This is a genomic window from Paenibacillus sp. J2L1-98 (assembly GCF_056269405.1).
Genome location: NZ_JBWDNW010000002.1, coordinates 121,343 through 144,880 on the forward strand (window position 1 = coordinate 121,343; position 23,538 = coordinate 144,880).

23 protein-coding genes are annotated in these 23,538 nt (G+C 48.1%); 9 read left to right on the forward strand and 14 right to left on the reverse strand.

All coding sequences use genetic code 11. The features are described from left to right. The first annotated feature begins 10 nt into the window (after positions 1-10). Positions 11-2,062 carry a molybdopterin-containing oxidoreductase family protein gene (locus tag AC0YNZ_RS05225; protein WP_475825629.1) on the forward strand — a complete coding sequence of 684 codons (2,052 nt, stop codon included), beginning with the start codon at positions 11-13 and terminating at the stop codon, positions 2,060-2,062. 69 nt (positions 2,063-2,131) lie between these two features. On the opposite strand, the gene AC0YNZ_RS05230 is transcribed toward AC0YNZ_RS05225, so the two are convergent. The 5 genes from AC0YNZ_RS05230 to aroC form a co-directional block, all read right to left on the reverse strand. After that, positions 2,132-2,737 (reverse strand): NAD(P)-dependent oxidoreductase, encoded by a 606-nt coding sequence (locus AC0YNZ_RS05230; protein ID WP_475825630.1) that lies wholly within the window; start codon positions 2,735-2,737, stop codon positions 2,132-2,134. A gap of 34 nt (positions 2,738-2,771) precedes the next feature. Then, positions 2,772-3,452, reverse strand: coding sequence for a hypothetical protein (locus AC0YNZ_RS05235; RefSeq protein ID WP_475825631.1), 681 nt, complete (start codon positions 3,450-3,452; stop codon positions 2,772-2,774). A 15-nt stretch (positions 3,453-3,467) separates the two neighbouring features. Next, positions 3,468-3,866, reverse strand: a complete 399-nt coding sequence (locus AC0YNZ_RS05240) for a PadR family transcriptional regulator (protein ID WP_475825632.1) — start codon at positions 3,864-3,866, stop codon at positions 3,468-3,470. Between the two features lie 1,127 nt (positions 3,867-4,993). After that, the gene (locus AC0YNZ_RS05245) at positions 4,994-5,962 is read right to left on the reverse strand and encodes a 2-hydroxyacid dehydrogenase (RefSeq protein WP_475825633.1); all 969 of its coding nucleotides are present in this window, start codon (positions 5,960-5,962) and stop codon (positions 4,994-4,996) included. 70 nt (positions 5,963-6,032) lie between these two features. Then, positions 6,033-7,088, reverse strand: a complete 1,056-nt coding sequence (gene aroC, locus AC0YNZ_RS05250; protein ID WP_475825634.1) for a chorismate synthase — start codon at positions 7,086-7,088, stop codon at positions 6,033-6,035. 116 nt (positions 7,089-7,204) lie between these two features. Between aroC and AC0YNZ_RS05255 the strand changes: the two genes are divergently transcribed. Then, on the forward strand, positions 7,205-8,086 hold the full coding sequence (locus AC0YNZ_RS05255) for a LysR family transcriptional regulator (RefSeq protein WP_475825635.1): 882 nt from the start codon (positions 7,205-7,207) through the stop codon (positions 8,084-8,086). Positions 8,087-8,145: 59 nt separating this feature from the next. Here AC0YNZ_RS05255 and AC0YNZ_RS05260 read toward each other — a convergent pair whose 3' ends face one another. Continuing rightward, a complete protein-coding gene (locus tag AC0YNZ_RS05260; protein ID WP_475825636.1) occupies positions 8,146-9,174 on the reverse strand; it encodes an NADH:flavin oxidoreductase/NADH oxidase in 1,029 nt (342 codons plus the stop codon). A 164-nt stretch (positions 9,175-9,338) separates the two neighbouring features. On the opposite strand from AC0YNZ_RS05260, the gene AC0YNZ_RS05265 reads away from it, so the two are divergent. The 3 genes from AC0YNZ_RS05265 (at position 9,339) to AC0YNZ_RS05275 (ending at position 11,060) form a co-directional block, all read left to right on the forward strand. Further along, entirely contained in the window at positions 9,339-9,677 is a 339-nt protein-coding gene (locus tag AC0YNZ_RS05265; protein ID WP_475825637.1) for a winged helix-turn-helix transcriptional regulator, read from the forward strand. A gap of 140 nt (positions 9,678-9,817) precedes the next feature. Continuing rightward, a complete protein-coding gene (gene trhO / locus AC0YNZ_RS05270) occupies positions 9,818-10,708 on the forward strand; it encodes an oxygen-dependent tRNA uridine(34) hydroxylase TrhO (protein ID WP_475825638.1) in 891 nt (296 codons plus the stop codon). A gap of 205 nt (positions 10,709-10,913) precedes the next feature. Continuing rightward, on the forward strand, positions 10,914-11,060 hold the full coding sequence (locus tag AC0YNZ_RS05275) for a hypothetical protein (RefSeq protein WP_181426302.1): 147 nt from the start codon (positions 10,914-10,916) through the stop codon (positions 11,058-11,060). Between the two features lie 84 nt (positions 11,061-11,144). On the opposite strand, the gene AC0YNZ_RS05280 is transcribed toward AC0YNZ_RS05275, so the two are convergent. From AC0YNZ_RS05280 to AC0YNZ_RS05290, 3 genes are all read right to left on the reverse strand, one after another. After that, the gene (locus AC0YNZ_RS05280) at positions 11,145-11,672 is read right to left on the reverse strand and encodes a hypothetical protein (protein ID WP_475825639.1); all 528 of its coding nucleotides are present in this window, start codon (positions 11,670-11,672) and stop codon (positions 11,145-11,147) included. Between the two features lie 77 nt (positions 11,673-11,749). Continuing rightward, the gene (locus AC0YNZ_RS05285) at positions 11,750-12,829 is read right to left on the reverse strand and encodes an SH3 domain-containing protein (RefSeq protein ID WP_475825640.1); all 1,080 of its coding nucleotides are present in this window, start codon (positions 12,827-12,829) and stop codon (positions 11,750-11,752) included. A 280-nt stretch (positions 12,830-13,109) separates the two neighbouring features. Continuing rightward, a complete protein-coding gene (locus AC0YNZ_RS05290; protein WP_475825641.1) occupies positions 13,110-14,114 on the reverse strand; it encodes an SDR family oxidoreductase in 1,005 nt (334 codons plus the stop codon). 318 nt (positions 14,115-14,432) lie between these two features. Between AC0YNZ_RS05290 and AC0YNZ_RS05295 the strand changes: the two genes are divergently transcribed. The 3 genes from AC0YNZ_RS05295 to AC0YNZ_RS05305 are packed head-to-tail and all read left to right on the forward strand — an operon-like array spanning position 14,433 to position 17,462. Beyond that, positions 14,433-15,212, forward strand: coding sequence for an SDR family NAD(P)-dependent oxidoreductase (locus AC0YNZ_RS05295; RefSeq protein WP_475825642.1), 780 nt, complete (start codon positions 14,433-14,435; stop codon positions 15,210-15,212). A gap of 21 nt (positions 15,213-15,233) precedes the next feature. Then, on the forward strand, positions 15,234-16,019 hold the full coding sequence (locus AC0YNZ_RS05300) for an SDR family NAD(P)-dependent oxidoreductase (RefSeq protein WP_475825643.1): 786 nt from the start codon (positions 15,234-15,236) through the stop codon (positions 16,017-16,019). A gap of 54 nt (positions 16,020-16,073) precedes the next feature. After that, positions 16,074-17,462 carry a mandelate racemase/muconate lactonizing enzyme family protein gene (locus tag AC0YNZ_RS05305; RefSeq protein WP_475825644.1) on the forward strand — a complete coding sequence of 463 codons (1,389 nt, stop codon included), beginning with the start codon at positions 16,074-16,076 and terminating at the stop codon, positions 17,460-17,462. Positions 17,463-17,568: 106 nt separating this feature from the next. Here AC0YNZ_RS05305 and AC0YNZ_RS05310 read toward each other — a convergent pair whose 3' ends face one another. Further along, the gene (locus AC0YNZ_RS05310; RefSeq protein ID WP_475826143.1) at positions 17,569-18,366 is read right to left on the reverse strand and encodes an ankyrin repeat domain-containing protein; all 798 of its coding nucleotides are present in this window, start codon (positions 18,364-18,366) and stop codon (positions 17,569-17,571) included. Positions 18,367-18,519: 153 nt separating this feature from the next. Here AC0YNZ_RS05310 and AC0YNZ_RS05315 point away from each other — a divergent pair, with 153 nt between their 5' ends. Next, positions 18,520-18,909 carry a tetratricopeptide repeat protein gene (locus tag AC0YNZ_RS05315; RefSeq protein WP_475825645.1) on the forward strand — a complete coding sequence of 130 codons (390 nt, stop codon included), beginning with the start codon at positions 18,520-18,522 and terminating at the stop codon, positions 18,907-18,909. Positions 18,910-19,229: 320 nt separating this feature from the next. Here AC0YNZ_RS05315 and AC0YNZ_RS05320 read toward each other — a convergent pair whose 3' ends face one another. From AC0YNZ_RS05320 to AC0YNZ_RS05335, 4 genes are read right to left on the reverse strand one after another with little or no spacing between them, the layout of a single operon-like run. Next, positions 19,230-20,228, reverse strand: a complete 999-nt coding sequence (locus tag AC0YNZ_RS05320) for a mannonate dehydratase (protein ID WP_475825646.1) — start codon at positions 20,226-20,228, stop codon at positions 19,230-19,232. Positions 20,229-20,253: 25 nt separating this feature from the next. Continuing rightward, positions 20,254-21,603 (reverse strand): ABC transporter substrate-binding protein, encoded by a 1,350-nt coding sequence (locus tag AC0YNZ_RS05325; protein ID WP_475825647.1) that lies wholly within the window; start codon positions 21,601-21,603, stop codon positions 20,254-20,256. 40 nt (positions 21,604-21,643) lie between these two features. Next, positions 21,644-22,474 (reverse strand): carbohydrate ABC transporter permease, encoded by an 831-nt coding sequence (locus AC0YNZ_RS05330; RefSeq protein ID WP_475825648.1) that lies wholly within the window; start codon positions 22,472-22,474, stop codon positions 21,644-21,646. After that, complete coding sequence (locus AC0YNZ_RS05335) at positions 22,471-23,403, reverse strand: carbohydrate ABC transporter permease (protein ID WP_475826144.1); 933 nt, start codon at positions 23,401-23,403, stop codon at positions 22,471-22,473. The genes AC0YNZ_RS05330 and AC0YNZ_RS05335 overlap by 4 nt, the downstream gene beginning before the upstream one ends. Positions 23,404-23,538: the final 135 nt, after the last annotated feature.

A 23,538-nucleotide genomic window follows, 5' to 3' on the forward strand; every position in this document is an offset into this window, starting at 1 on the left:
GGTACGGGTCATGAGCACATCTGAATTTCAAGGAACCGTACGTTCTGTATGTCCTTTTGACTGTCCCGATACTTGCGGGCTTAGCGTCACCTTTGAAGAAGGAAAAATTACGCAAATAAACGGCGATACGGAACATCCCGTCACTCGCGGCGCGATATGCAACAAGGTTAGACAATTAAGTGACCGGGTTTACCATCCGGAGCGGCTGCTGTACCCGATGCGCCGAACCGGGCCTAAGGGAGATCTTTCTTTCGAACGCATCACTTGGGAGGAGGCGTACGAGGAAATTGCGGCACGTATGCAGAGCATCATGACGGAGCACGGCGCCGACGCGATTTTGCCTTACAGCTTCTATGGCAACATGGGCGTGCTGAATGCCGAAGGCATGGACCGCCGTTTCTTCCACCGTCTTGGCGCGAGTAAGCTCAATCGGACGATTTGTAACGCGGCTGGTGCTGCCGGATATTCATATACGATGGGAGGTTCCATTGGTATTGATCCGGAGGATACGGTACATACGAAGCTATTCCTGATTTGGGGCTGTAACCTGGTATCTACCAATATGCATCAGACAATGCTGGCAACGGAAGCTAGAAGAAACGGAGCAACAGTTGTTCATATCGACGTTCACCGCAACCGCACCTCTTCATGGGCGGACCGCTTCATCCATGTTAGGCCGGGAACCGATGCTGCACTTGCGCTTGGTATGATGCATGTCATCATTCGAGATGGACTCGCGGATACGGCATTTCTCGAGCAGCACACAATAGGCTACAAAGAACTGGCTCTTCAAGCAGCAGGTTATACGCCTGAGCGGGTCGAAACGATTACCGGCGTACCTGCAGCAGAGATCGAAGAGCTCGGCCGCCTGTACGGCACAACCAGCCCTTCCTTTATTCGAATTGGCAACGGGTTACAGCATCACGACAACGGAGGCATGATCGTTAGAACGATTTCGTGCTTGCCTGCCCTAACCGGTCAATGGGGTGTTCGCGGCGGAGGCGCCGTGAAAGGAAACAGCTGGTACTCGCGGCTTAACGGCAAAAAAATCGAGCGGCCGGATTTACTGCCGGACCCGGATGTCCGTTCTATCAGCATGAACCAGCTTGGAGATGCCCTTCTCGATTTGGCTCCTCCAGTCCGGATGTTGTTCGTCTATAACAGCAACCCGGCAATCGTAGCGCCGGATCAGAACCGCGTGCGTGAAGGACTTCTGCGCAGTGACCTCTATACGGTTACGCATGATTTATTTTTAACGGACACCTGCAAATATTCCGATATTGTGCTTCCGGCGACCTCTCATTTTGAAAATTTGGATCTATACACGTCTTATTGGCATCTGTATTTGCAGCTTCATGAGCCGATTATGGACCCTATGGGAGAATGCAAATCTAACTTTACTCTCTTTAAGGAATTGGCGCTTCGGCTAGGCTTTGAGCGAGAGCTATTTGACATTAGCGAAGAGCAAATGATACGCGAGGCGCTGGATAGTGATCATAATCCGTTCCTGAAAGGCATCACGTTCGATGAGCTAAAGGCTAAAACGAGGATGAAGGCTGGTGGCGGTCAGCTGCCTCCTTTCACGACGATCATTCCGACGCCATCCGGCAAAATCGAGCTTTATTCGGAGTCCATGCTGCAGAACGGCTTGGCGCCGGTACCAAGTCATTCGCCGCTGCACGAGCCTGCTTCCTATCCGTTTTGGCTGATAACCGGCCCGAACCACAGCTTCATCAACTCCACCTTCGCTAATCAAGAACTCTTGCAGAAACTTGAGAAAGAGCCGCTGCTTCATATGCATTCAGATGATGCAGAAGCGCTTGGCTTCATCGACGGGGAACGCGTAAAAATTCGTAACGGTCGAGGCGCAGTCGAAATGAAGCTGCGAATCGGCAACGATGTACTGCCGGGCGTGCTCGTTACACAGGGCTTGTGGTGGGAAGATCATCGGAGAGGCCGGCAAGCTGTCAATGCCCTGACGCCGCAGCGGCTTGCGGATATGGGCGGCGGCGCCACCTTTTTCTCCAACCGCGTGGAAGTGCTGCGTGTTTATCAGGATTAATCCATCTGTAAAGGAAAAACCTGAACTCCTGTTATTAGGGAACTCAGGTTTTTCTATTATAGTAATCGATTAATAGCAAATTCCTACCCGTTCGCGGATAAAAGCAGGTGTTAAATATTCGGTAACAGCAAACTCGGCTGTATCAGCAAATGAAATATGCGAGCCGCCGGTTGGCAGCACATGCTTCTGAACACGATAGCTGCCTCTCCGCTCCTCCTGTACGAGTCTCGTCGGGCAAATGATCGTCCAATCCAGAGCGGATTTAGCTAATTGCCGGTATACATGCTCATGTTCCATAGCAGCCTCGTGATTGACCCGTTTATTTTCGATCGACTGATACCTCAGTAATTCGGGCTGAATCTCGCTTTGCAAGATGCCAGCGGTACCAATCGTAACGAGCCTCCTTATTTTAAACTCCAGCATCGCGGCGATAATATGGTTCATTCCGCTGGCAAGCGTGCCGTTTCCTTCCGTATTTAACGCACTAATGACTCCGTCCACGCCTTCCATCGCCTCAAACACATCATGTCGATTTCGAATATCGCCCAGAAAGCATCCTGGCTCCACTTGCTCAGCAGAGCGCACGAATCGCAGGGCCTGTACGCTCTTTTCCTCCAAGAAGCGGCGGATAAATTGTCCGGTCTTGCCTGTAGATCCAATTAGCAGCAGCTTCATCAAGGCATGCCCCTTTTTCTTATTTGAGAGATCATTATTTAGGCATAATCTTTTCTTCATAGCTTTTTAGTACGTCAGCCGGAGCCTTTTTCTTAAGATGATTCGGAACATGTTCAAAACAGAATTTCATTTTTTCTCTGTTGAGAGCTGGAATCAAGCTAAGAAAATCCCACTCGTCGCGCGACAGCTGCTTTCCGCATTTCGCGAATATGCAGTAATGTTCTACGACAGCGCGTGACTGCATCCCGGACTTGCTGCCAGCTTCACCAGGCGCCTGAGATTGAAGCAAATGATGAAGCGCAGGATTCCTTGCCCAATCCTTTTCTTCTTGATAATAGGGCGCTAGATTTTTCCAGCCGATTTGCCACGTATCGAGCGCTTCACGGACCGCTTCGGCATATGCTTGATCTACCTTATTCGAGACGGACTTCCCTTTTCCACCCGCATCCGTCTCAATCTCGGAAAACCCGATGCCGTCCCTGTAATGCTCCCCGATCGTAACGCGCGCCACAACTTTTACAAATCCGTGAGGGATATTGATTTCGACGTCTCTTATCTCTCTGTTCCAGCGGCTGCCTGTAGCTTCCTCGACGCGGTCCGTATAGACCTGATTCGGAATATATGCCCGGCCATTGTCCCCGCGTTTTTGGACGGTGCCGGGAGGAAACGCAGCCTTGATGCGTTCGATTGCTTCCTTATAGTCAAATTCCTCCATCCCCTGCTCCTCTCCCTATTTCGTGCTCATTTTCCCAAACTTGCTCATGTAGCTATCGAAGCTGCTGTAGACCTGCTGGGCTTTCTTGACACGATCAGGCAGCTCGCGGAGAAGCCCCTTGAAATACTCCATGCCGGTATCCGTGATCCGGTAGTATCGGTTATAACGGCTGTCTCCCTCCCATTTTCGAAAAACATGACCGTGCTCAGCAAGTGTCTTAAGACGCTGGCTAAGGTAAGCGTCATTAACACCTACATGGTTGCCAAGCGTTTGAACGATCCGCTGCTCTAGTTCACTTGCGTACATTTGTCCGTTCTGAAGCTCAGACAACACAATAAAGTCGATGACCTGCTGTACTTTGACGACGTGGCCTAGAGATTCCGTTTTCTCGATGGGATGTTCATTGCGAGCCATAGTATTCACCCTTTCAAATTGATGAATCTGAGGTTACAACAGCTTTCCGAATGAGATCAGACTGCAGCTAGTAAATCCAGCTTATAAGAAGAGGGAGGGGCAGAAAACCTGTATGAACTATAATTCGACAACGCCTTTTCCTCCTCCTGCCCCATTTAACCGAGCGCGCCGTCGACTGAAAAGAAGAACGCGAACGTACATTCGCATATCCATATTATACCACAAATAAGGCTGCAATCAATATACTTGTTACCACTCTTTCGATTTCCGCTCGCGCACCATTTCGATTTTTCCATATCTATCCCCTTTCTACCCGGTTTTCTACTTCTTCTGTATCTAGATTCGTACCTAGATTGCAGATTTCTTCTCTGCTGCTTTATCCGGTTTTATCTTTTTGCTTTTCTTTTTTCTAGCAGCACATATCATCTCTGCAACTAGATCCGAATCTAGCAGCAATTTTCGTTCGTCGGGGGGGCCGCCGCGCGCTTTGCGCAAAATCAAAACATGGCCGAAACTGGCTTACCAAACCCCAAAGTAGAAGTCAATACATATGTATATCGAAGTGCAACATACGATGCAGGCCAGGTGCGAATCGCTAAGATTGCAAAGTCAGCGGTCGGCAGCAGGCGGCATAATCGAAATTTGATAATAGTCCAGGAAGCGGGAAAGAAACTAAGGAAGTGGTATGCAGCAGGATGCGGTATTAATGGATAAGCATCGGCAGACGGGCTGGCGAAATAGGAATGCGTAACGGGTAAACGTGGCAGACAGCGCCGCAGGGCCGCGAAGTTGCATGCGCGAGGATGCGAAAGAGTGGAAACAAGTATATTGTTTTTAAGGTTGTTGCTTGCATGAAAGTTTATCGTATCTCGCCTGGTGAAACACGTTTTTTCGTGATGAAACGACCTCATCGTACACGAAGAAAGCGTATCGTTAAAACTGAACGAAATAAAAAGCACCGGCGGCATTGGACACTCAAATAAAGTCCAATACTGCCGATGCCATCAACATTCTTCATTTTACGGGCAACCGTGTCAGGCAGCGCCGCCGAGCCGCGAAGCTGCCTGCGCGAGGATGCGAAAGAGTGGAAACAAGTATATTGTTTTTAAGGTTGTTACATGCTCGAATTATTTCAGCTCGTCCACAATATTTGGAGCTGTTTGTCCGGTTACTCCGCTAACCAGATTTTGCGCAGCAAGCATGGCCATATCAAACCTTGTTTTTGTCGTAGCCGAGCCAATATGCGGTAGAGTCAACACATTCGCCATCTTTAGAAAAGGATGATCGGCATTGATCGGCTCTTTCTCAAAGACATCAAGACCGGCAGCTGCAATCGTTCCTGCCTGAAGCGCTTCGATTAAAGCCTCTTCGTCGATCGTCTGACCGCGCGAAATATTAATAAAAATCGATGTTGATTTCATTAGCTGAAATTGTTGGCGTCCGATCAGCTTAGTCGTTTCCTCCGTTAATGGCGCCAGCAACACGACAAAATCCGAAGATGCAAGCAGCTCATTTAATTCTTCATAACGAACGCCAAGCTTCTCTTCCGCTTCCAGCTTGCGGCTGCGATTATAATAGACAACATCCATCTCAAACCCAAACTTCGCCCGGCGGGCCACCGCCTCACCGATTCGTCCCATGCCGATAATCCCGAGCTTAGCATGATGCACGTCTGTGCCGAACAATTTTATGCCGTCGCCAGTTTTCCATTGTCCGTCTTTTACATAACGGTCCAACTCCGCTACACGTCTTGCCGTTCCTAATAATAGAGCGAATGCAAGATCCGCGACCGTATCGTTCAGAACATGCGGCGTATGCGTTCCGATAATGCCCCGTTCTTTCATTGCGGCAAGATCAAAATGATTGTATCCGACGCTAATGCTGCTTACAACTTTCAAATGCGGAGCCTGCTTCAGCAGTTCGGAATCGATTTTCGCGCCTGCCGTCAGCAAGCCGTTCGCATTCGCGACTTTTTCGAGCAGCAACTGGCGCGGAATCGGAGTCAAGCCCTCCCATTTGTCGACAGTACAATGCTCGGCTATGTACGCTTCTACCTCGCTCGGTATCTGCCGATCAATAAATACAGATGGTTTCATATACATTCTCCTCTCAGTGATCGTCATTAAATAGCATATCACATCGGGAGCGATGATCGTGAAGTTTAGATTATCCGAACATAGCTGCTTGCCGCTTAATGAGGTCTTCAACTACGATGCAAGCCATTGCTTCTACGACCGGTATAATACGCGGACAAATACAAGGATCATGCCGGCCGATGGTCTCAATCATTTTTTCCTGACCATGGACATCTATCGTATGCTGCGGCAATGAAATCGACGAGGTCGGCTTGACCGCCAACCGAAATACAATCTCTTCGCCCGTGCTTATGCCGCCAACGATTCCACCCGCGTTGTTGCTTAAAAAGCCGCCCTTACTCATCTCGTCATTATGCTCGCTGCCCAGCATTTCGGCTGCCGCAAATCCTGCGCCGAATTCGATGCCTTTAACGGCGCCGATGGACAGCATCGCCTTTGCCAGCTCCGCATCCAGCTTATCAAACACGGGCTCGCCAATACCAGGCAGCACGCCCCTTATTCTGCATTCAACAATACCGCCGCAGCTATCCCCCATGGATGCTAAATGCTCGATTTTCTCGATCATGCGAAGTGCCGCTTCCGGGTCGCAAGCTCTAACCGCATTTTTTTCAATCTGATCCTCGATATACGTTTCGCATTTAATGCCGCCAATTTCCTTCGTATAGGCTACAACACTTATTCCCCTATTTTCTAACAGCTTTCGCGCAACCGCCCCTCCCGCAACGCGGGCTGCCGTTTCTCTTCCCGATGCCCTGCCGCTTCCGCGGTGATCGCGAATGCCATATTTCTTCAAGTAGGTGAAATCGGCATGTCCAGGCCGGAAAGAGTTCTGTATATCGTTATAGGCTTCGGGCTTCATATCCGTGTTGTGAAGCATAATGAAAAGGGGTGTTCCCGTCGTCTTCCCCTCAAACATGCCTGAAAGAATGCGAATGACATCATATTCCTTGCGCGGCGTAGTAACGGAGGATTGCCCCGGCTTCCTTCGATCCATTTGCGTCTGAATATATTGCTCATCCAGCTCGATGCCTGGCGTTACGCCATCTACAATGACCCCTACCGCTTCACCGTGTGATTCACCGAAGGTTGTAATTTTAAAGCTGTTTCCGTACGTATTTCCTGCCATTGTCAATTCCTCCCGAGTCAATGCTTTGACGCATCCTTTATATGTCCATTATAATTTCTATAGTGAAATTAATGAAATTTAAATATCGGATCAATGTCATAGAGAGGATCTATATCATGATGATGAATATGGAGTGGTACCGCATATTTTTGCATACGGCTAAATTAGGCAACTTAACGAAAGCGGCACAGGAGCTGCATATTACTCAGCCTTCGGTCAGCTACGCCGTTAAACAGCTGGAAGCACAGCTGGAGGTGAAGCTGTTTGACCGGCTTTCTAAAGGCGTGAAGCTTACACCCGAGGGCGTGGAACTGCTTCATTACGTGGAGAAATCTTTCACGATCCTGCAAGCCGGTGAAAGCAAATTGCAATCCCTCAAAAACTTAACAGCCGGTGAACTGCGGATTGGTGCAAGCGGCCCTATTATTAAACATCTGCTGCTCCCGCTTCTCGATACGTTCCATAAGGAGCATCCGACTGTACGCATACGTCTCTCGCAAGGAAAAACATCCGATATTCGAACACGCTTAAAATCGGGTCAGATCGATGTTGGACTTGTCCATTTGCCTTTTTCGGATGAAGAGCTTGCCGTTTCACATTTGACCGATATTCAGGACTGCTTTGTGGTGGGTGAGGCGTTTCGGCATTTGGCCGGAGCACCTTTAACCTCGCAGGAGTTATCCCAAATTCCACTGCTGCTTCTCTCCGAAGGAAGCAGTACCAGACAGTTTGTCGAGAGCTGGTTTTCTTCCCAAGGCACTTCCGCGGAAGCCGACATGGAGCTTAGCAGTATGGATATGCTGATTGAGCTGGCCGGACGCGGCTATGGTGCTGCATTCGTTACGAAATCCTTTATCGAACAGGAGCTCGAAGACGGGAGATTATTTCAATTACATACCCTTGAACCGATTCCTGCACGTACCGTCGGCTTTGCTGCAAGAAAGGAATCCTCCTTACCGATCATTGCAAAGCGCTTTATTCAGCTGCTCGGTTCATAGAAACAGCCTCCCTGCATACAGAGAGGCTGTTGTTACTATTATCTGCTTAATGCTGTTGATTAGTATGCTCTTGCGTATTGTTTCTGCGGAACCGCCTCGCCTTTAACGGCTTGAATAGCATGCAGCGCCCAGTATGGGTCACGCAGCATGCCGCGCGCGACAGCCACCAAATCGGCATCCTCATTCGCAACAACGGCTTCCGCCAGCTTCGGGTTGTCCAGCATGCCTACCGCAATGACGGGTACATTTAACGCTTCCTTAATTGCGCGCGCGAATGGCACCTGATAGCCCGGATAGTTGCCGGGCTGCAGCTTGCCGGCCGGACCTCCTTCTCCGCCGCTTGATACATGGAATACGTCAACGCCTGCTGCAAGATATTGCCTGCTCATTTGTATGCCGTGGTTCAAATCATAGCCGTTATCCATATATTCAATCGCAGAAATTCGCATAATGAGCGGCATATCCGCAGGCATTACGCTCTTGATCGCTTGAATGACTTCCACTCCAAACCTCGCCGGATCTTGACCATACTCATCCTCGCGGATATTTATGCCGGGAGAATGGAATTGATGAACCAAGTAGCCGTGCGCCCCGTGAATTTCGATCGTGTCGACTCCCGCTTCAACAGCTCTTCTCGCAGCCTCTTTGAATTGCTGTACGATCAATTTAATTTCATCCGAGGTGAGCGGCCTTGGCGTTTTGTATCTGGGTCCGGCCGAAATGGCAGATGGTCCAACCGGTTGGTCCGCGTCCTCTGCTTTACGTCCTGCATGAGCAATTTGAATGCCTATTTTGGCGCCGTAATTGTGGACCTCGGAAATAATCCGTTTGAAAGCAGGTATTTGCTCGTCCGACCACAATCCTAGATCAAGGTCCGTAATACGTCCATCGGGATCTACGTCTGTCATCTCCATTATAATAAGTCCGGCTCCGCCTACCGCACGCGATACATAGTGAACAAAATGCCAATCATTCGGTGCCCCATCCTTCGCCTCTACGGAATATTGGCACATCGGCGCCATTACGATTCTGTTTTTTAGTTCCAAATTTTTAAGCGCAAAGGGCGTATCTAAATGGTTGACGGTCATTTATCTCTCTCCTCTTGATTATATATATTTGTCATTCCTAGCCCTATTGTAACCATAGCAAGCGAAGTTTTGAAAGTAGTGATATTTTTTTCACATAGTTTCCGAAAAGTTACTTTTGTACTATACTTGATTAAAATCGATAAAACGAATGAGGAGGTGCTTCGTTGAATGATTTAGAACCGATCGTTTTGGAGCTTGGAACTCCTGGTGTTCCTTGCGTGATTGGAAAGGCGCTTGATATGATCGGCACAAAATGGACTTTTCTCATTGTTCGCGATTTGCTCATTGAACATACGATGCGGTTCAGCGAATTGTTGAAATCGCTCGATGGCATCAGTCCAAAGACGCTGTCCCTCCGCTTGAAAGAACTTGAGGATCAAGGCATCGTTATCCGGACGGTCTATCCGGAGGTCCCGCCAAGAGTCGAATACACCATTACGGACAAAGGAAAGCAATTAGAACCGGTCCTTATTGAGCTTAAACGTTTCGGGCTTACTTTATAGCGTGATAAAACAGCAAAAAGTAATCAGATGAACCTAGAAAAGTTCAAGTGATTCGATTTTTTGTTATCTGTTGAAAAAAACAATTCGGTCAACTATAATATAGTATGCTTTTATTTGTTTACCGGAAAGGAAAGACTACGATGAGCGATGCTAATCATTTTCGAGTTTTATTGTATTATAAATTTGTAGCTGTACCCGATGCGGAGCAATTTGCTGCTGAGCATCTTGCATATTGTAAGGAATTAAACGTGAAGGGCCGTATTCTCATTGCCGATGAAGGCATTAACGGTACGCTCTCCGGTACATTCGAGCAAACCGAGCAATACATGGCGGACTTGCGTGCCAATCCGCTATTCTCGGACATTGTGTTCAAAATCGATGAGACCGATAAGCATGCTTTCAAAAAAATATTCGTCCGCTACAAGAAAGAGCTTGTTACACTGCGTTACGATAAGCCGTTAGATCCGAACACGCTAAGCGGCACACGTCTTTCTCCTAAAGAGTTTCATGAATATTTGCAAAGAGAAGATGTCATCGTGCTTGACGGAAGAAGCGACTACGAATACGATCTTGGGCATTTCCGTAATGCGATCAGACCTAATCTGGAGACGTTCAAGGAATTTCCGGAATGGCTCCGGGAGAATATGGCCGATTTGAAAGACAAGCCGATTCTCACGTACTGCACGGGCGGTATTCGCTGCGAGAAGCTGACGGGTGTAATGCTCAGCGAGGGTTTCAGTGACGTTTATCAATTAGAGGGCGGAATTGTAACCTACGGCAAAGATGAGGATGTACAAGGCAGACTATTCGACGGCAAATGCTACGTATTTGATGAGAGAACATCTGTTGGCATTAATCAGACGGATGAAGCGGTCGTTGTCGGCAAATGCTACCACTGCGATCAGCCGGCGGACACTTACATCAACTGTGCGGATGATTCCTGCCATCGTCAGCACATCGTATGTACAGAATGTGAAGAGACGAAGCATGGCTTCTGCTCGTCTGAATGCGAAGAGCATGTCGTAGCGTAAAATAATGTGAACAGAAACAAGGCTGTGCTTCTTTAATGAAGCGCAGCTTTTTTTTGGCTCGGAGCAGTACTCGTTATCCTCTTATTATTTTTCATTAGTATGCTTCCTATCCAATAAATAAGACGCGGCAGATTAATTCAATAAAACTTGGTTAACCTATACTTGCCTCATTGTTTAGGGCAATTAAGCTTGTGGAGGTTATACGATGGCTCGCAACAAAAATAAGTCGATTGCAAGTAAAAATCAGGCATTTGAAGCAAGCTCCAAGGATGCGGAGAATAGCGTGGCAGCTTCAACAGACGATAACCGCAATCAAAAAGGCCATGTGCCTAACAGCCCTTCTACGGGCTAGCTTGCAGCAGCGATGATGTAATGGCAAAGAGCTGTCCGTGAGGTTCTCTCGCGGGCAGCTCTTTGCACTTCTATTGCTTTGACATCATTTATCGATAACAGGCTCCCACCGATGCCGGTATTGAATGAGCCGAGGATGAAGCCGTGCCGGTTCCTCCGTCAACAACAATCTGATTTTCACGATCCATTCCTCGAAAGAGGAGAAAGACGCGAATAAATTAGCCATCTCCCCGGTCATGAGCAGAAATAGCGGTTTAGGATAGGTTTCCGCCAAATGCCGCAGCGCAGAATCGATTGGCGTATATTTTTTCCGTTTAATTTCGAGCCGCTCAACGATGACATTCTCCTCTTGGCGATCACGCTTCCATTCATGCAGCCGGTCTTCCCGCTTATAGAACGGACTAACCTCTTCCCTCGTCATCCGTTTTACACTTTGCTCATGCAGCGGATAGAGAACAAGCTTTAGAAATAATCGTTCTTTGGCAATGTAAGCCGCTAGATCAAGCTCCCGTTCCGTCGTATGCTCGAATGAATCATAATAAACGATCGTACCCTTTCGTTCATCCTTTGGCGGTTCATAGCCGAACGGCATCTTTTGAACGGTTTCCTTCATGCTGGTGACCTCCTATGTATCTTTTGCAAAAGTTACTTAGGAGATGAAAATAACATACTTGATGTGAAAATGCCATGTTAAAGCTTTTTATAATCTCTTTTCATAATATTTTTAACTAAGCTCGACCATCTCGAATTGGCGGGACAATATTTTCTAGCTACCTTCTCAATTGTGGTCAGCCCTTTGTTGACATAGTTTCTAGAAAGAAGCTGTCCAAATTTCAGGACGCTGTCTCCTTTCGTTTTAAAGCTGAAGGCTTTGTTATATTTATTGCCATCTATCGCATTCAAGCCGAATAAATTATTTTTCTTTTTGGCTAAGTAGCTTTTACCGTTGCCGCTCTCCAGCTTCATGACGGCGATCGTAAAATAAGCGTTAATGCCGTACTCCTCCTCGATCTCTAGGATAGCTTGTTCCAAATTGTGGCCGGATAGCGCAGTGCCTTCGAATATTTTTGCGATATGCGCTTCGGTCAGGCCGGAATCAGACTCAACGATCGAAGTCGGCTGGTTAAGCTCCTCCTCCGCTTCTGCTGGCTCTTCTGTTATTTCGGATTGCCGCGCTCTCTCCGCACCGGTATCATTAATTTCAATTGCAGGACCACGCTTGCTCGCAGCCGGGAAGGATAACGCGGATACTTCCCCTTTTATTTTCGCGGCATAGCCTCCATGAACGTAACCGCCGCCTTGCAGCTCGAGCCAGCCATTCTCGGTTTTTGCCGTTACCTTTAACCGCGTCCCTTGCTTAACGACCTTTATAATTTCTGATTGCGCGCTCGGTTTTGTACGAACGTTAAGGTAATACGCAGTTACCTTGTATGTATCAGGCTTTTCGACGATAGCCTGTTCTTTTTCAGCTTGGATTTGCTTCTTTGGAAGGGTGCTCGGGGGCTGTTCGATCGGGATATCCGGCGTACCGGCAGATGTTGGAATCGAGGTGGAAGAGGGGACCGCTAAATGGACGGAGGAAACGCTTGGATCTATGCTGGGTGCAGCAGTCATTATCAAGTTTGCGGCTGCAGCCGTTAACTTCTGCGGCGCCTCTGACAAATCGGCTTCCTCGGCTTTATTTAAAGGCTTCGCATACATTCCTAGTGTAATGATTAAGGATAAAATAAGCAAATAAATGAACAAGTGCTGATTTAACTTTTTTCGCATGTAGATATCTCTCCTTTTAAGTTAATGAAGTATACCTGTCACGATATAAGTTAGATGGATTGAATTCATAAGTAAGAGTAATAAGTGGACGGTCTGTGATGAGTATATGTCGCTGTCTCCTCCAAAAGACGAGTTTTTATACGGATTTCCGTGCAAAAGCTAATTATGAGAAAATTTTAAACTAAATCCTCATGGTTATAGTCAAGCCTGCGGAGTGCATATTTAGACACAAAAAAGCTCCTATTCCCTGGAGAATAAGAGCTTTTTTTGATTAATAAATTTATTTTTTAAAGCCAGCCGCATGGGCAGCAATGATTGAGTCCATCTGCTCGTTCCAAGCCTCGTCCACGCTGCAGCGCTCAGGATGCGCTTCAAACCAAGCGACCGTACGTTTAATGCCTTCCGCAAACGATAGGGTTGCTTCGAATTCGGGAACTAAGCTCTTGATCTTGCTGTTATCAAACACACTTGTAACTGATTTATCGCCCAGCAAGCCGCCTTCAAGCTCAGGGTCGTGCGCTGCGAGAAAATCGCTTGAAATATGTACGAGCTTCGGCTCCACGCCGGCTGCAGCGCCGATCGCTTCATAAATTTGATTCCAGGTTAATACTTCATCCGAGGTAATATGATAGGCTTGCCCAATCGCTTCTTCTCGTCCGAGCAACCCGACAAACCCTTTGGCGAAATCGGTATTGTGCGTCATCGTCCAGAGCGATGAACCGTCACCATGTACAATAATTGGACGTCCCGCGCGCATTCTAGCGATCAGCGACCAAGGGTGCGGCCAGCTGTTGAGTGCGGCCGGGATCATCGTGTCACCGTATGTAAAGGATGGTCTAACAATCGTGACAGGAAACCCCGCTTCCGCCTGCTCCTCTAGCAGCTGCTCGCATGCAATCTTATCGCGCGAGTATTGCCAGTAGCGATTTTCGAGCGGCGTTGCTTCCTCCGTTATAATATAGTGCTTTGGCGGCTTCTGGTATGCAGAGGCCGAGCTTATAAATATGTATTGCTTCGTGCGTCCGCGAAACAGCTCGATGTCAACGCTGACATGCTCTGGCGTAAAAGCTATCCAATCGACAACAACGTCGAAAATATGGCCTTCGAGCGCCGCAGCCGCAGATTGGGCATCGCGGATATCGCCAGTTATTACCTTTGCGCCTTCAGGTACAAAGCCGTCCCGCTTCCCTCTGTTAAATAGATAGAGCTCAATTCCTCTTGCGATTGCAAGCTTGGACACTGCTTCGCTTATCAAACCCGTTCCACCAATAAACAATACCTTCATCGTCATTCGCTCCTCTTTTTCAATAGAATCCGTTACGATCTAAATAGCTGGCTTATGGTGTATGACTTTTCAGCAGGCTTGCTTCACTTGCCGGATTGAATAGAGCTCGCGCCCATAATGACCGCTTCGCTCCATTTATAGTACCATATGCGCAAATCTTTTAATATTTTAAAATGATAGGCTTATGAGTCAATATGACGGTTTGAAAAAAAACAAACAAAATCATAACTTTACGGCATCGCCATGCGAGGGTCAAACTTACTAAAATTAGCTGCAAGGGCTTTCATCAACCAACGTCTGCTTTTATGGAGGGGATCTATGAATCTGCAAAATAAAATTGTCTTTATTACGGATTCGGATAGCAGCAGCGGCAAAGCTGTATTAAGTCGGTTGTCTCAAAATGGCGCTCATTTTATATTGAATAGTTATTCAGGAGGCGTGGAGCTCACTCGGGAGTTAGCTCTTATCCGTGAGGCAGGCTTACAAGCAATCGTTGTCAATATTGATCTTTGCAAAAGCGCCGTGGTTGCAGACATGCTTCAATTTGCGGAGCAGCAGCTAGGTAAGGTTGATGTGCTCATACATAACAATAAAGCTGTCTACCCAAGCACGGTCGAACACGGTGAAGAAGAGCTTTTTTTGCAAAGCTTAGCTGTAAATGCGAAATCCGCTTTTATTTGCACGCAGGCGGTAGGCAAGCAGATGCGGGAGAAGCAGGCCGGAAAAATTATCTATGTCTCCTCCATTCACGCCGAGAAGCCGACAGGCTCCGCCTTCACCTACAGCCTCTCCAAAGGCGCGGTCAAAATGCTCTCGAAGGAGGCCGCCCTCGTGCTGGGCCGGTTCGGTGTCAGCGTGAATACGATTGAATTAGGTCCGATGGACGGCGACGATCAACTTTTTCAAAGTACGATCTCCACGTTATATAACGAATATGAATATAAGGTTCCAAACGCTGTTTTAGGCAGAAATGAAGATCTTGCCGAGCTTGTCCTGTTCCTCGCTTCGGACGAAGCGCGCTGCATAAACGGATCGGATATTAGGCTTGACGGGGGTTTTCTGCTGCACTATATGAATTTCAAAATGAAACGACCTTAACCGCCGTTATGGAGGTGTAGCATGAGTATTGGAGGCAAAATCGCTTTAGTAACCGGCGCCGGAACGGGTATTGGCAAGGGTGTAGCCGTCGAGCTCGCGCGCCGTGGTGTCCTGGTCGCGATTCATTACAATCAGAGCGATGCCGGGGCGCTTCATACGAAGCAGCAAATTGATGACTTCGGCGGTGACGCCATGATCGTACAGGCTAATGTCGCGCATAAGCAGGAAATTGATCAGATGGTCGGAACAGTCGCGGATCAATACGGAGGCATTGACATCCTCGTTAATAATGCGGCCCTGCAGCTCAACTATGATTTCTTCGACTATGACGAATCCTCATTCGATCGCATGATGAGCATCAACCTGAAGGGCTATTGGCAATGCATTCAGGCCGTAGTCCCTTACATGAAGCAGAAACAATCCGGCCGCATCATAAATATTTCTTCTGTTCATAGTAAACGGCCAACCGACTTCGACGTCGTCTATTCCATGACCAAGGGCGGCATCCGTATGCTTGGCAGAGAAAGCGCAATTGAGCTCGCCCAATATGGCATTACCGTCAATACGATCGAGCCTGGCGCTGTTGATGTCGGCAAACAGAGCGCCAGGGAATCCAGGCCAATTATGACCGCTGAAGATACCCGGAAAAACAAAAAAACGACCCGCTCTATTCGCGACAAATTCCCGCTTGGCCGAGTCGGCCGTCCTCTCGATGTAGCTCAGCTCGTTTGTTATCTCGCATCGGATGAGAGCGAGTTCATGACGGGCTCTTCCATCAGGCTTGACGGCGGCAGCATGCTGCTCTAATCCGGAGCAGTTGAATATAAACGCAAAACAATAAAAATCAAGGAGTGATATTCCATGTCTAATAGCCAGTCCTACGAAGAAACGATTGCCCATGTCAGCACTTTTTCCAGCCCTTCTACGCTTCGCATTACCGATATTCGGTTTACCGATATTGTTGGCGGTCCGTTTCATAGCAGTCTAATTAAGGTATACACCAACCAAGGACTGGTCGGATTTGGCGAGGTGCGTGACGGCGCGGATAAGGTGTATGCCCAAATGTTGAAGGGTCGGCTATTAGGTGAAAATCCTTGCAATATCGACAAGCTGTTTCGCCGCATCAAGCAGTTTGGCGGTCATGCCCGGCAAGGCGGCGGTGTCAGCGGGCTCGAAATCGCATTATGGGATTTGGCAGGAAAGGCTTATGGTGTCCCTATCTATCAAATGTTGGGCGGCAAATTCCGTGAAAAAATCCGGATGTACTGCGATACCGAGGTAGTCGGCAAGGATACGGGCACGGCCATGGGCTTAGCGCTTAAGAAGCGTATGGAGGAAGGCTTCACCTTTCTGAAAATGGATCTCGGCATTGGTCAAATTATTAACGAGCCCGGCACGTTAAGCGCCCCGCTCGGTTTTTTGGAGGAAATGCGCAGTAAATCGAAAAATCGTTATCAAGCGAAGACAGATACGCTAACGGAGGAAGAAATTCGTGATATACGCAACCAACATTTTGATATTTACAACATCCCCCATCCTTTCACAGCGATTCATGTAACTGAAAAAGGGCTGGATATGCTTGAGCAATACGTTGCGGATGTGCGTGCGGTTATCGGCTACGAGGTTCCGCTTGCAGTCGACCATTTCGGACATATCGGCCTTGAGGACTGCATTAAGCTTGGACGACGCGTCGATAAATTCAATCTTGCCTGGATGGAGGATATGCTGCCGTGGCAGTACACTGAGCAATATGCCAAGCTGTCGCGTGCGGTCGCCACCCCGATATGTACGGGCGAGGATATTTATTTGAAGGAAAACTTCCGCCCTCTTCTCCAGGCTGGCGGCGTATCCGTTATCCATCCTGACGTGCTGACGACCGGCGGTATTTTGGAAACGAAAAAAATCGGTGATATGGCGCAGGAATACGGTGTTGCCATGGCGATTCATATGGCGGAAAGCCCGATCGCTTGCCTCGCAGCCGCCCATGTCGCCGCAGCTACGGAGAATTTCATGGCGCTTGAGTATCACTCATGCGAAGTCCCTTGGTGGGATGATATCATCATCAGCAGCAAGCTTCCGGAGAAGCTCGTTCAGAAGGGCTTTATCCACATGACCGATGCACCCGGACTCGGCATTGACGATTTGAATGATGAAGTGCTGGCTCAGCATCTCCATCCGCAAATTCCAGGTCTGTGGGAGTCGACAGACAACTGGAATCATTACCACTCCAACGATCGGCTTTGGAGCTGACCTAGGTATAGCGTATACACTCCAAGAGCGGAACGTGAACCTCGACATAACATAAGCAGTTCAAAAGCGGAACGTGAACCTGCGTTTCGCTTTTTGCGTTGCGATTTCATGGCCTCCTTCCCAGTTCATTGGCAGCTTTGGCGCCTTGACTGCGCAGCCACTGAACCAGATCAGCAGCGGAACTTCGTTGCGCTGCGTCTAGTGGGGTCAATCCATCCCAAACCGATATCCAGTTCATTTCAGCATCACGGTTTAGAAGGTACTCTGCAGAGTGCCGCTGTCCACCGTGGCAAGCGCACCAGAAGGCGACGGTAATCGTGTCCGGGGGTGAAGAGCAGCTTGCTCCCCAAGGGTATCGCTCCGAAAGTGCGGCACCCGCGAAGTAGGCTTCAATTGCATCCATCTGTCCTAGCGCTGCCGCATGCCAGAGTGCGATCTGAGCTCCACGTTTAACCAACCTATGCGCCGCCCGCCACTGTGCGAACGCCACTGCATCGTCAAGCGGTGTCCCACCGGCGATCACTGCACCTGATGCTTCGATATCGGCGCCAGCATCAAGTAGCGCGTCAAGCACTTCAATGTCATCGCAGCTCGAAGCCCAATGAAGCGGTGTCTCGGTGTGCGAACCAGTGAAACGAGCATTCACCTCCGCGCCGAACTTGACTAACGTACCCACAGTAGCCGCACCGTTAGGAAAGTGACCAGGCCAGTCGGTCACCACATGCAACAGTGATCGGGACATTCCGCAACTTTCACTTTTGTTCATATGGTCTCTTCTGACAATTCTTGCCGCGGCCAAGCCCGGGTTATTGGCAAGCAGTTGCTTCAGCAACGTGATATCGCCACTGTGGATCGCTTGTACAACGGTTAGCGCCAGTGTTTCATCTTCGTAAATAAATTGCATGTCCAACTCTTGATCTCCTCTCGTCTAAAGCAAAAAATGTACACCTGGACGTATTCTTTAAATTGAGATAATTGTTTTGATGTAAGCTATGATAAGCTAAGGCTGCCATTCTTTGAACTTTAAATATACACTGTAAATAAGAGGAGAAAATAATTGAATATCAATCAAAAAGCTATTGATTTTCTTGAAAAAAATAAATATGAAGAAGCAGTAAAGTTATTTCAAAAAGCAGTAGATGAATCAAGAAATGTACAATCTTTAACTAATCTTGCTTGGATATATTGTTATGAAGAATATGATGACACAAAAGCTCTTGGTTTAGTAGAAGAAGCTATAAATATGAATTCTTCTTCACATTTTCCATATAGTTTATTAGGTGAAATTTATATTAGGCAAGAAAAGTGGAACTGCGCAAAAAAGATTTTGCTAAAATCAATTTCTATCCATCCTACCAAGACTGCTTATAATAATTTAGCGGTTGCTAATTATCATCTTGGAAACATAGAAGATGCTTCAAAATATTTTCTTCTAGTTTGTCGGTGAAGTTCAAGTGGCGGATTTATAAAGAGTATGAACAAATGTATCAAAAAATCTCGTCTAGTTACATTCCTATCATGAAATTTGATACATCTATCCAGACAGCATGTTATCTATTTGGTTGCACACGCCATAATCATGCTGAGTATCAACAATAATACCTTACAGAGCATAATTATACGTAATGAATGTATGCTCTTGTCCCCTTCGGTCATAAAAAGAACCTTCAGCTCCACTGCTAAAGTGGATTTGAAGGTCCTTTTGCAAATTATGTTGTGAACGTAAACGGGCGTACCCTTATTGGGCAATCCTTCACTACCTGCTGCTTAAATACCGGCACTTACCTTAGATCCACTCACCAGCCGGGCAGCCGCGGCTGCTTCCATTAAGCCGCGAATATAACCGATTCCATATAAACGGCCCAACAGCTCATAGCCTGGATTCGCGTTGTCCTCGCCTTCCATAGTCGGCACATGATCCGGTCTGGCCGGTCCGCTAAAGCCTACCTCGTAGTACGTGTGCATCGCCTCGAGCATATTCGTTTTACCGTTATCATGGAAAGTTTCCTCAAACTTCTCCGGCGTTCCGTTTACATCGCGGAAATGTACGAAAAACAGTTTATCCTGCTTGGCAAAATGCCGGATAACGCTTGGAATGTCTTCTCCAGCTGTAGCCAATGTACCTTGGCATAGCGTAATGCCGTTATACTTGCTCGGAACTAAGTCTATCGCCCGCTGCAAGGCTGCTGCGCTGGTCAAAATTCGCGATACGCCCCTGATCGGCGTTATCGGAGGATCATCGGGATGAAGCGCCAGCTTCACCCTCGCCTGCTCCGCTACCGGAACGATGCGCTCCATAAAGTATTGGAGATTTTCCCATAGCTGCTCCTCGCTCACGATCCCAGCTTCCGTCATTGGAGCATCCTTCATCAGGCTATGATCGTAGCTGGAGACTAGCGCTCCGCCGCGTGCCCGCGTTGTCGTAGAGGTCCGGAACCAATTGAACTGTGCCATAAAGTTATAGCAGAGAACGGGAATGCCGGCTGCCCCCATATTTCTGATGAATTGTTGAAACACTTCTATTTCGGCATCCCGTCCGGCGGTTCCAAGCTTAATCTCATTGCTAGGCGGCATCGATTCAATAACCGCCAGCTCCAGCCCAGAATCGGCATATCTCTGTTTCATACGGATAAGCGGCATCAGATCCCATGGCTTCTCCTGCTTTTCCTCCCAAGGTAATCCTCCAACTGCATGATTCACATCGAGCTGCTTGGCCAAATGCCAAAGCCGGTTTGGTTGAGACGAGAAAAATTCTGCAAGCTGCATTTAAGTACACCTCTCTCTAATTCGTTTATTGGCCGCCTGCTTTAGCTGCAAGCTCCTTACCCATTTTTTCTATCTTGTTAAAGGCGTCTTCGATGGATTGCTGGCCGAACGTAACAGCCTCCATCTCCTTCTTATACGTATCGACCCATTCCGAGAACCCTGCTGCAGGCGGGTAGAACGGCAAAGCCTTATCCAGCGACAGGTCATAAATTTCCTTGCCCAGCTTATCCTTCGCCTCAAGTGTAGGCTCAAGCGCACTATAAATTTCAGGATTAATCGGAATGCCGCGCGTTAAGCCAAGCGCCTTACCGGCTTCATTATCGGTAATAAACCATTTCACGAATTTTTTCGCTTCTTCTTTATTTTTGGAATTGGCGCTGACGCTCAAAAAGATCGTTGATTGCGCCCAGCCGCCGCCAGCCGGTCCTACAGGCAGATTCACGACGCCTACTTTTCCTGGCATTAACTGCTCTAATGCGCTTACGGAACCGGTTGTCGCGCCTCTTGTCATGACGACTCCGGATGCCATAGGATCGGCTTGCGGGTCATTTTCCAGGAATGCGGCTGCTTTCTCAGCTGGAGGTACAATTTTTGCTTTACGGAACTCCTCATACGTCTGATAGAAGGTCATAAACAACTCTTTGTCGAGCGTGAACGTTTTGCCGCCATCGGACATAACCGGAGCTTTGCCCATCGACGTCTGATAGTAGTTGAAGCTGTCCCATGTCGTTGTATCGCCGATTGGATACTTCCCTTCCGGAAGCTTGGCCCTTGCATCCCTTGCCCACTCAAAAAACTCATCGTAAGTCCAATCCTTATGCGGCAGAGGAATGCCGTATTGCTCCAGCTCGGCTTTGTTGAAAGCGATTCCCTGCGCATTTTGGCTGAGCGGGATACCATAGAGCTTTCCGTCAATTTTCAAGTTCTCGATGACCGACGGATCGACGATGCCGCTTAGATCGATATCGGAGAGATCCTCCAGCTGCCCGCGTGACACATATTCTTGAATGTAGGCAGCATCCATTTGCAGCACGTCCGTAATCGATTTCGACGCGGCAAGTGTCGGAAGCTTTTGCCAGAACGCATCCCATGCCATAAATTCCGGCTTAAACGTCACGTTTGCATTTTGCTGCGAATAAATCTCCAGCGCTTTCTTCGTCGCCTCGTGACGTGCATCCGGGCCCCACCACATAATGCTCAGCGTAGTAGCGCTTCCCGCTTCCTTACCGCCATTATTGTCCGGCTTAGCAGTGTTGTTCGCCGCATCATTCGTTTGCTTGCCGTTATTGCCGCCTCCGCCTCCGCTGCATGCGGTCAACACAAGCAGCAGTGCCAGCATTAGCAATCCGAAGCTCTTCGACCATCCGTTGTTCATTCCCACACATCCCCTTTTATGTCAGTAAAATGTGAAGCCGTTACCCTTTTAAGCCTGTAGTAGCTATTCCTTCGACAAAGTGCTTCTGTGCAAGGAAAAAGATAATGACCGAAGGAAAGATCGACAGTAAAGACATGGCAAGCAATTGCCCCCACTGAATGTCGAACTGATCAATGAACATACGCAGCGCGAGGCCGACAGTAAATTTATCGACGGAGCTTAAATAAAGCACCTGAGCGAAGAAATCATCCCAGCTCCAGATGAACGTGAAGATTGCAACCGTTACAAGCGCAGGCTTTAGCAAAGGCAATATCACGCGTAAAAAGATACCGTAAACGCTCGCGCCGTCTATCGTTGCAGCCTCATCGAGATCCTTCGGAATGCCGCGGATGAATTGCACGAGCAAGAAGATAAAGAAGGCTCCCCCGCCAAAAAAATGCGGAAGCACTAACGGTACGTAGCTATCGACAAACCCGAGCTTATTAAACAATATGTACTGCGGGACGACCGTTACCTGTCCGGGAAGCATCATCGTCAGGAGCAGGATGGAGAACCAGAAACCGCGCAGCTTAAAGTGCAATCTTCCAAATCCGTAAGCGACGATTGCTGCCGTGGCAACGCCGCCGAGGACATTGCCCAGCTCCATGAGCAGCGTGTTGCCGAAAAAATGGGCAAACGTATATTCGGCTGAGAAGTGCCAGCCATCCCAGTAATTGCTCCACATGGGCGTTGACGGCCAAATGGTCGGCAGGCTAAGCTCCTCCGTCTTTTTCAAGGATGCTCCAGCCCACCAGATGACGGGATACAGCATCAGAAAGGAGAAAAGCGACAAATACAAATGGCTCGACAGCTTTGAACGCAGCGAATTCATTTCGTTTTCCCCCCATCCGACTCGTAAAACACCCAATATTTCGAAGCCATGAAGTTAATGACCGTAAGGATTGCTACGATTGAGAGCAATATCCAAGCAAGCGCCGACGCATAGCCCATCTGATAATGCTTGAACGCTTTCTCGTATAGAAACATCGCATACATGTAGGTCGAATTAATCGGTCCGCCCTTCGTGATGATGAAAGCAGACGTGAACGTTTGGAATGAACCGATAATTCCCAGCACAAGATTAAAAAACATGACCGGCGAGAGCATAGGAAGCGTAATGCTGATGAACTTCCTCACCTTGCCCGCTCCGTCTACGGATGCCGATTCATAGAGTTCCTGCGGCACCTGTTTTAACCCTGCCAGAAAAATAACCATCGTAGAGCCGAATTGCCACGTATTGAGCAAAATCAGCGTACCGAGCGACGTATCCGGATTGGAGATCCACCCTACTCCTTCAATCCCGAACCAGGCCAGCACCTGGTTGATATAGCCGTCGATTCCAAACATATTGCGCCAAAGCGCCGCAACCGCTATGCTCCCTCCGATCAAGGATGGAAAATAGATAGCCGTACGGTAAATGTTCATGCCCCGGATGCTCTTGCTCAGAGCCAAAGCAACCATTAACGAGAAAAACAGCTTGAGCGGAACGGAAACCAGGACAAACATAAACGTGACGCTGAGCGACTTCGTGAAGGTGGCATCGCTTGTGAATATTTTCGTATAGTTGTCCGTCCCCGTCCAAACCGGATCCTCTAATAAAGAATAGTCGGTGAATGACAAATAAAATGATTGTGCGATTGGCCAAAGCGTCAGTAGTAAAAAACCGATCAGCCATGGAGATATAAAAACGTAACCTGCTAAATGATTAGCCCCTTTTTGCTTTAACGCAGGCTTTGCCAGCTTGCTTTTCAATCCTGTGATAGACACCGTTTCCGCTTTCACCCCAATAATCTCCTCCCCCTTCGTGGATAATGTTCCCTAACTGTAATCGAAAGCGGTTACATGATTGAAGGAGAAGAAATTATGAAATTGTTTGATTTTATATAGTGTGAAAAA

Coding starts and splice junctions, on each gene's coding strand:
- AC0YNZ_RS05305 (WP_475825644.1), top strand. CDS start 16,074: ATGTCTAATAGCCAGTCCTACGAAGAAACGATTGCCCATGTCAGCACT.
- AC0YNZ_RS05280 (WP_475825639.1), bottom strand. CDS start 11,672: ATGAAGGAAACCGTTCAAAAGATGCCGTTCGGCTATGAACCGCCAAAG.
- AC0YNZ_RS05325 (WP_475825647.1), bottom strand. CDS start 21,603: ATGAACAACGGATGGTCGAAGAGCTTCGGATTGCTAATGCTGGCACTG.
- AC0YNZ_RS05275 (WP_181426302.1), top strand. CDS start 10,914: ATGGCTCGCAACAAAAATAAGTCGATTGCAAGTAAAAATCAGGCATTT.
- AC0YNZ_RS05240 (WP_475825632.1), bottom strand. CDS start 3,866: ATGGCTCGCAATGAACATCCCATCGAGAAAACGGAATCTCTAGGCCAC.
- AC0YNZ_RS05260 (WP_475825636.1), bottom strand. CDS start 9,174: ATGACCGTCAACCATTTAGATACGCCCTTTGCGCTTAAAAATTTGGAA.
- AC0YNZ_RS05320 (WP_475825646.1), bottom strand. CDS start 20,228: ATGCAGCTTGCAGAATTTTTCTCGTCTCAACCAAACCGGCTTTGGCAT.
- AC0YNZ_RS05225 (WP_475825629.1), top strand. CDS start 11: ATGAGCACATCTGAATTTCAAGGAACCGTACGTTCTGTATGTCCTTTT.
- AC0YNZ_RS05295 (WP_475825642.1), top strand. CDS start 14,433: ATGAATCTGCAAAATAAAATTGTCTTTATTACGGATTCGGATAGCAGC.
- AC0YNZ_RS05245 (WP_475825633.1), bottom strand. CDS start 5,962: ATGAAACCATCTGTATTTATTGATCGGCAGATACCGAGCGAGGTAGAA.
- AC0YNZ_RS05330 (WP_475825648.1), bottom strand. CDS start 22,474: ATGAATTCGCTGCGTTCAAAGCTGTCGAGCCATTTGTATTTGTCGCTT.
- AC0YNZ_RS05310 (WP_475826143.1), bottom strand. CDS start 18,366: ATGCAATTTATTTACGAAGATGAAACACTGGCGCTAACCGTTGTACAA.
- AC0YNZ_RS05285 (WP_475825640.1), bottom strand. CDS start 12,829: ATGCGAAAAAAGTTAAATCAGCACTTGTTCATTTATTTGCTTATTTTA.
- AC0YNZ_RS05290 (WP_475825641.1), bottom strand. CDS start 14,114: ATGAAGGTATTGTTTATTGGTGGAACGGGTTTGATAAGCGAAGCAGTG.
- AC0YNZ_RS05230 (WP_475825630.1), bottom strand. CDS start 2,737: ATGAAGCTGCTGCTAATTGGATCTACAGGCAAGACCGGACAATTTATC.
- AC0YNZ_RS05300 (WP_475825643.1), top strand. CDS start 15,234: ATGAGTATTGGAGGCAAAATCGCTTTAGTAACCGGCGCCGGAACGGGT.
- AC0YNZ_RS05255 (WP_475825635.1), top strand. CDS start 7,205: ATGATGATGAATATGGAGTGGTACCGCATATTTTTGCATACGGCTAAA.
- AC0YNZ_RS05235 (WP_475825631.1), bottom strand. CDS start 3,452: ATGGAGGAATTTGACTATAAGGAAGCAATCGAACGCATCAAGGCTGCG.
- trhO (WP_475825638.1), top strand. CDS start 9,818: ATGAGCGATGCTAATCATTTTCGAGTTTTATTGTATTATAAATTTGTA.
- aroC (WP_475825634.1), bottom strand. CDS start 7,088: ATGGCAGGAAATACGTACGGAAACAGCTTTAAAATTACAACCTTCGGT.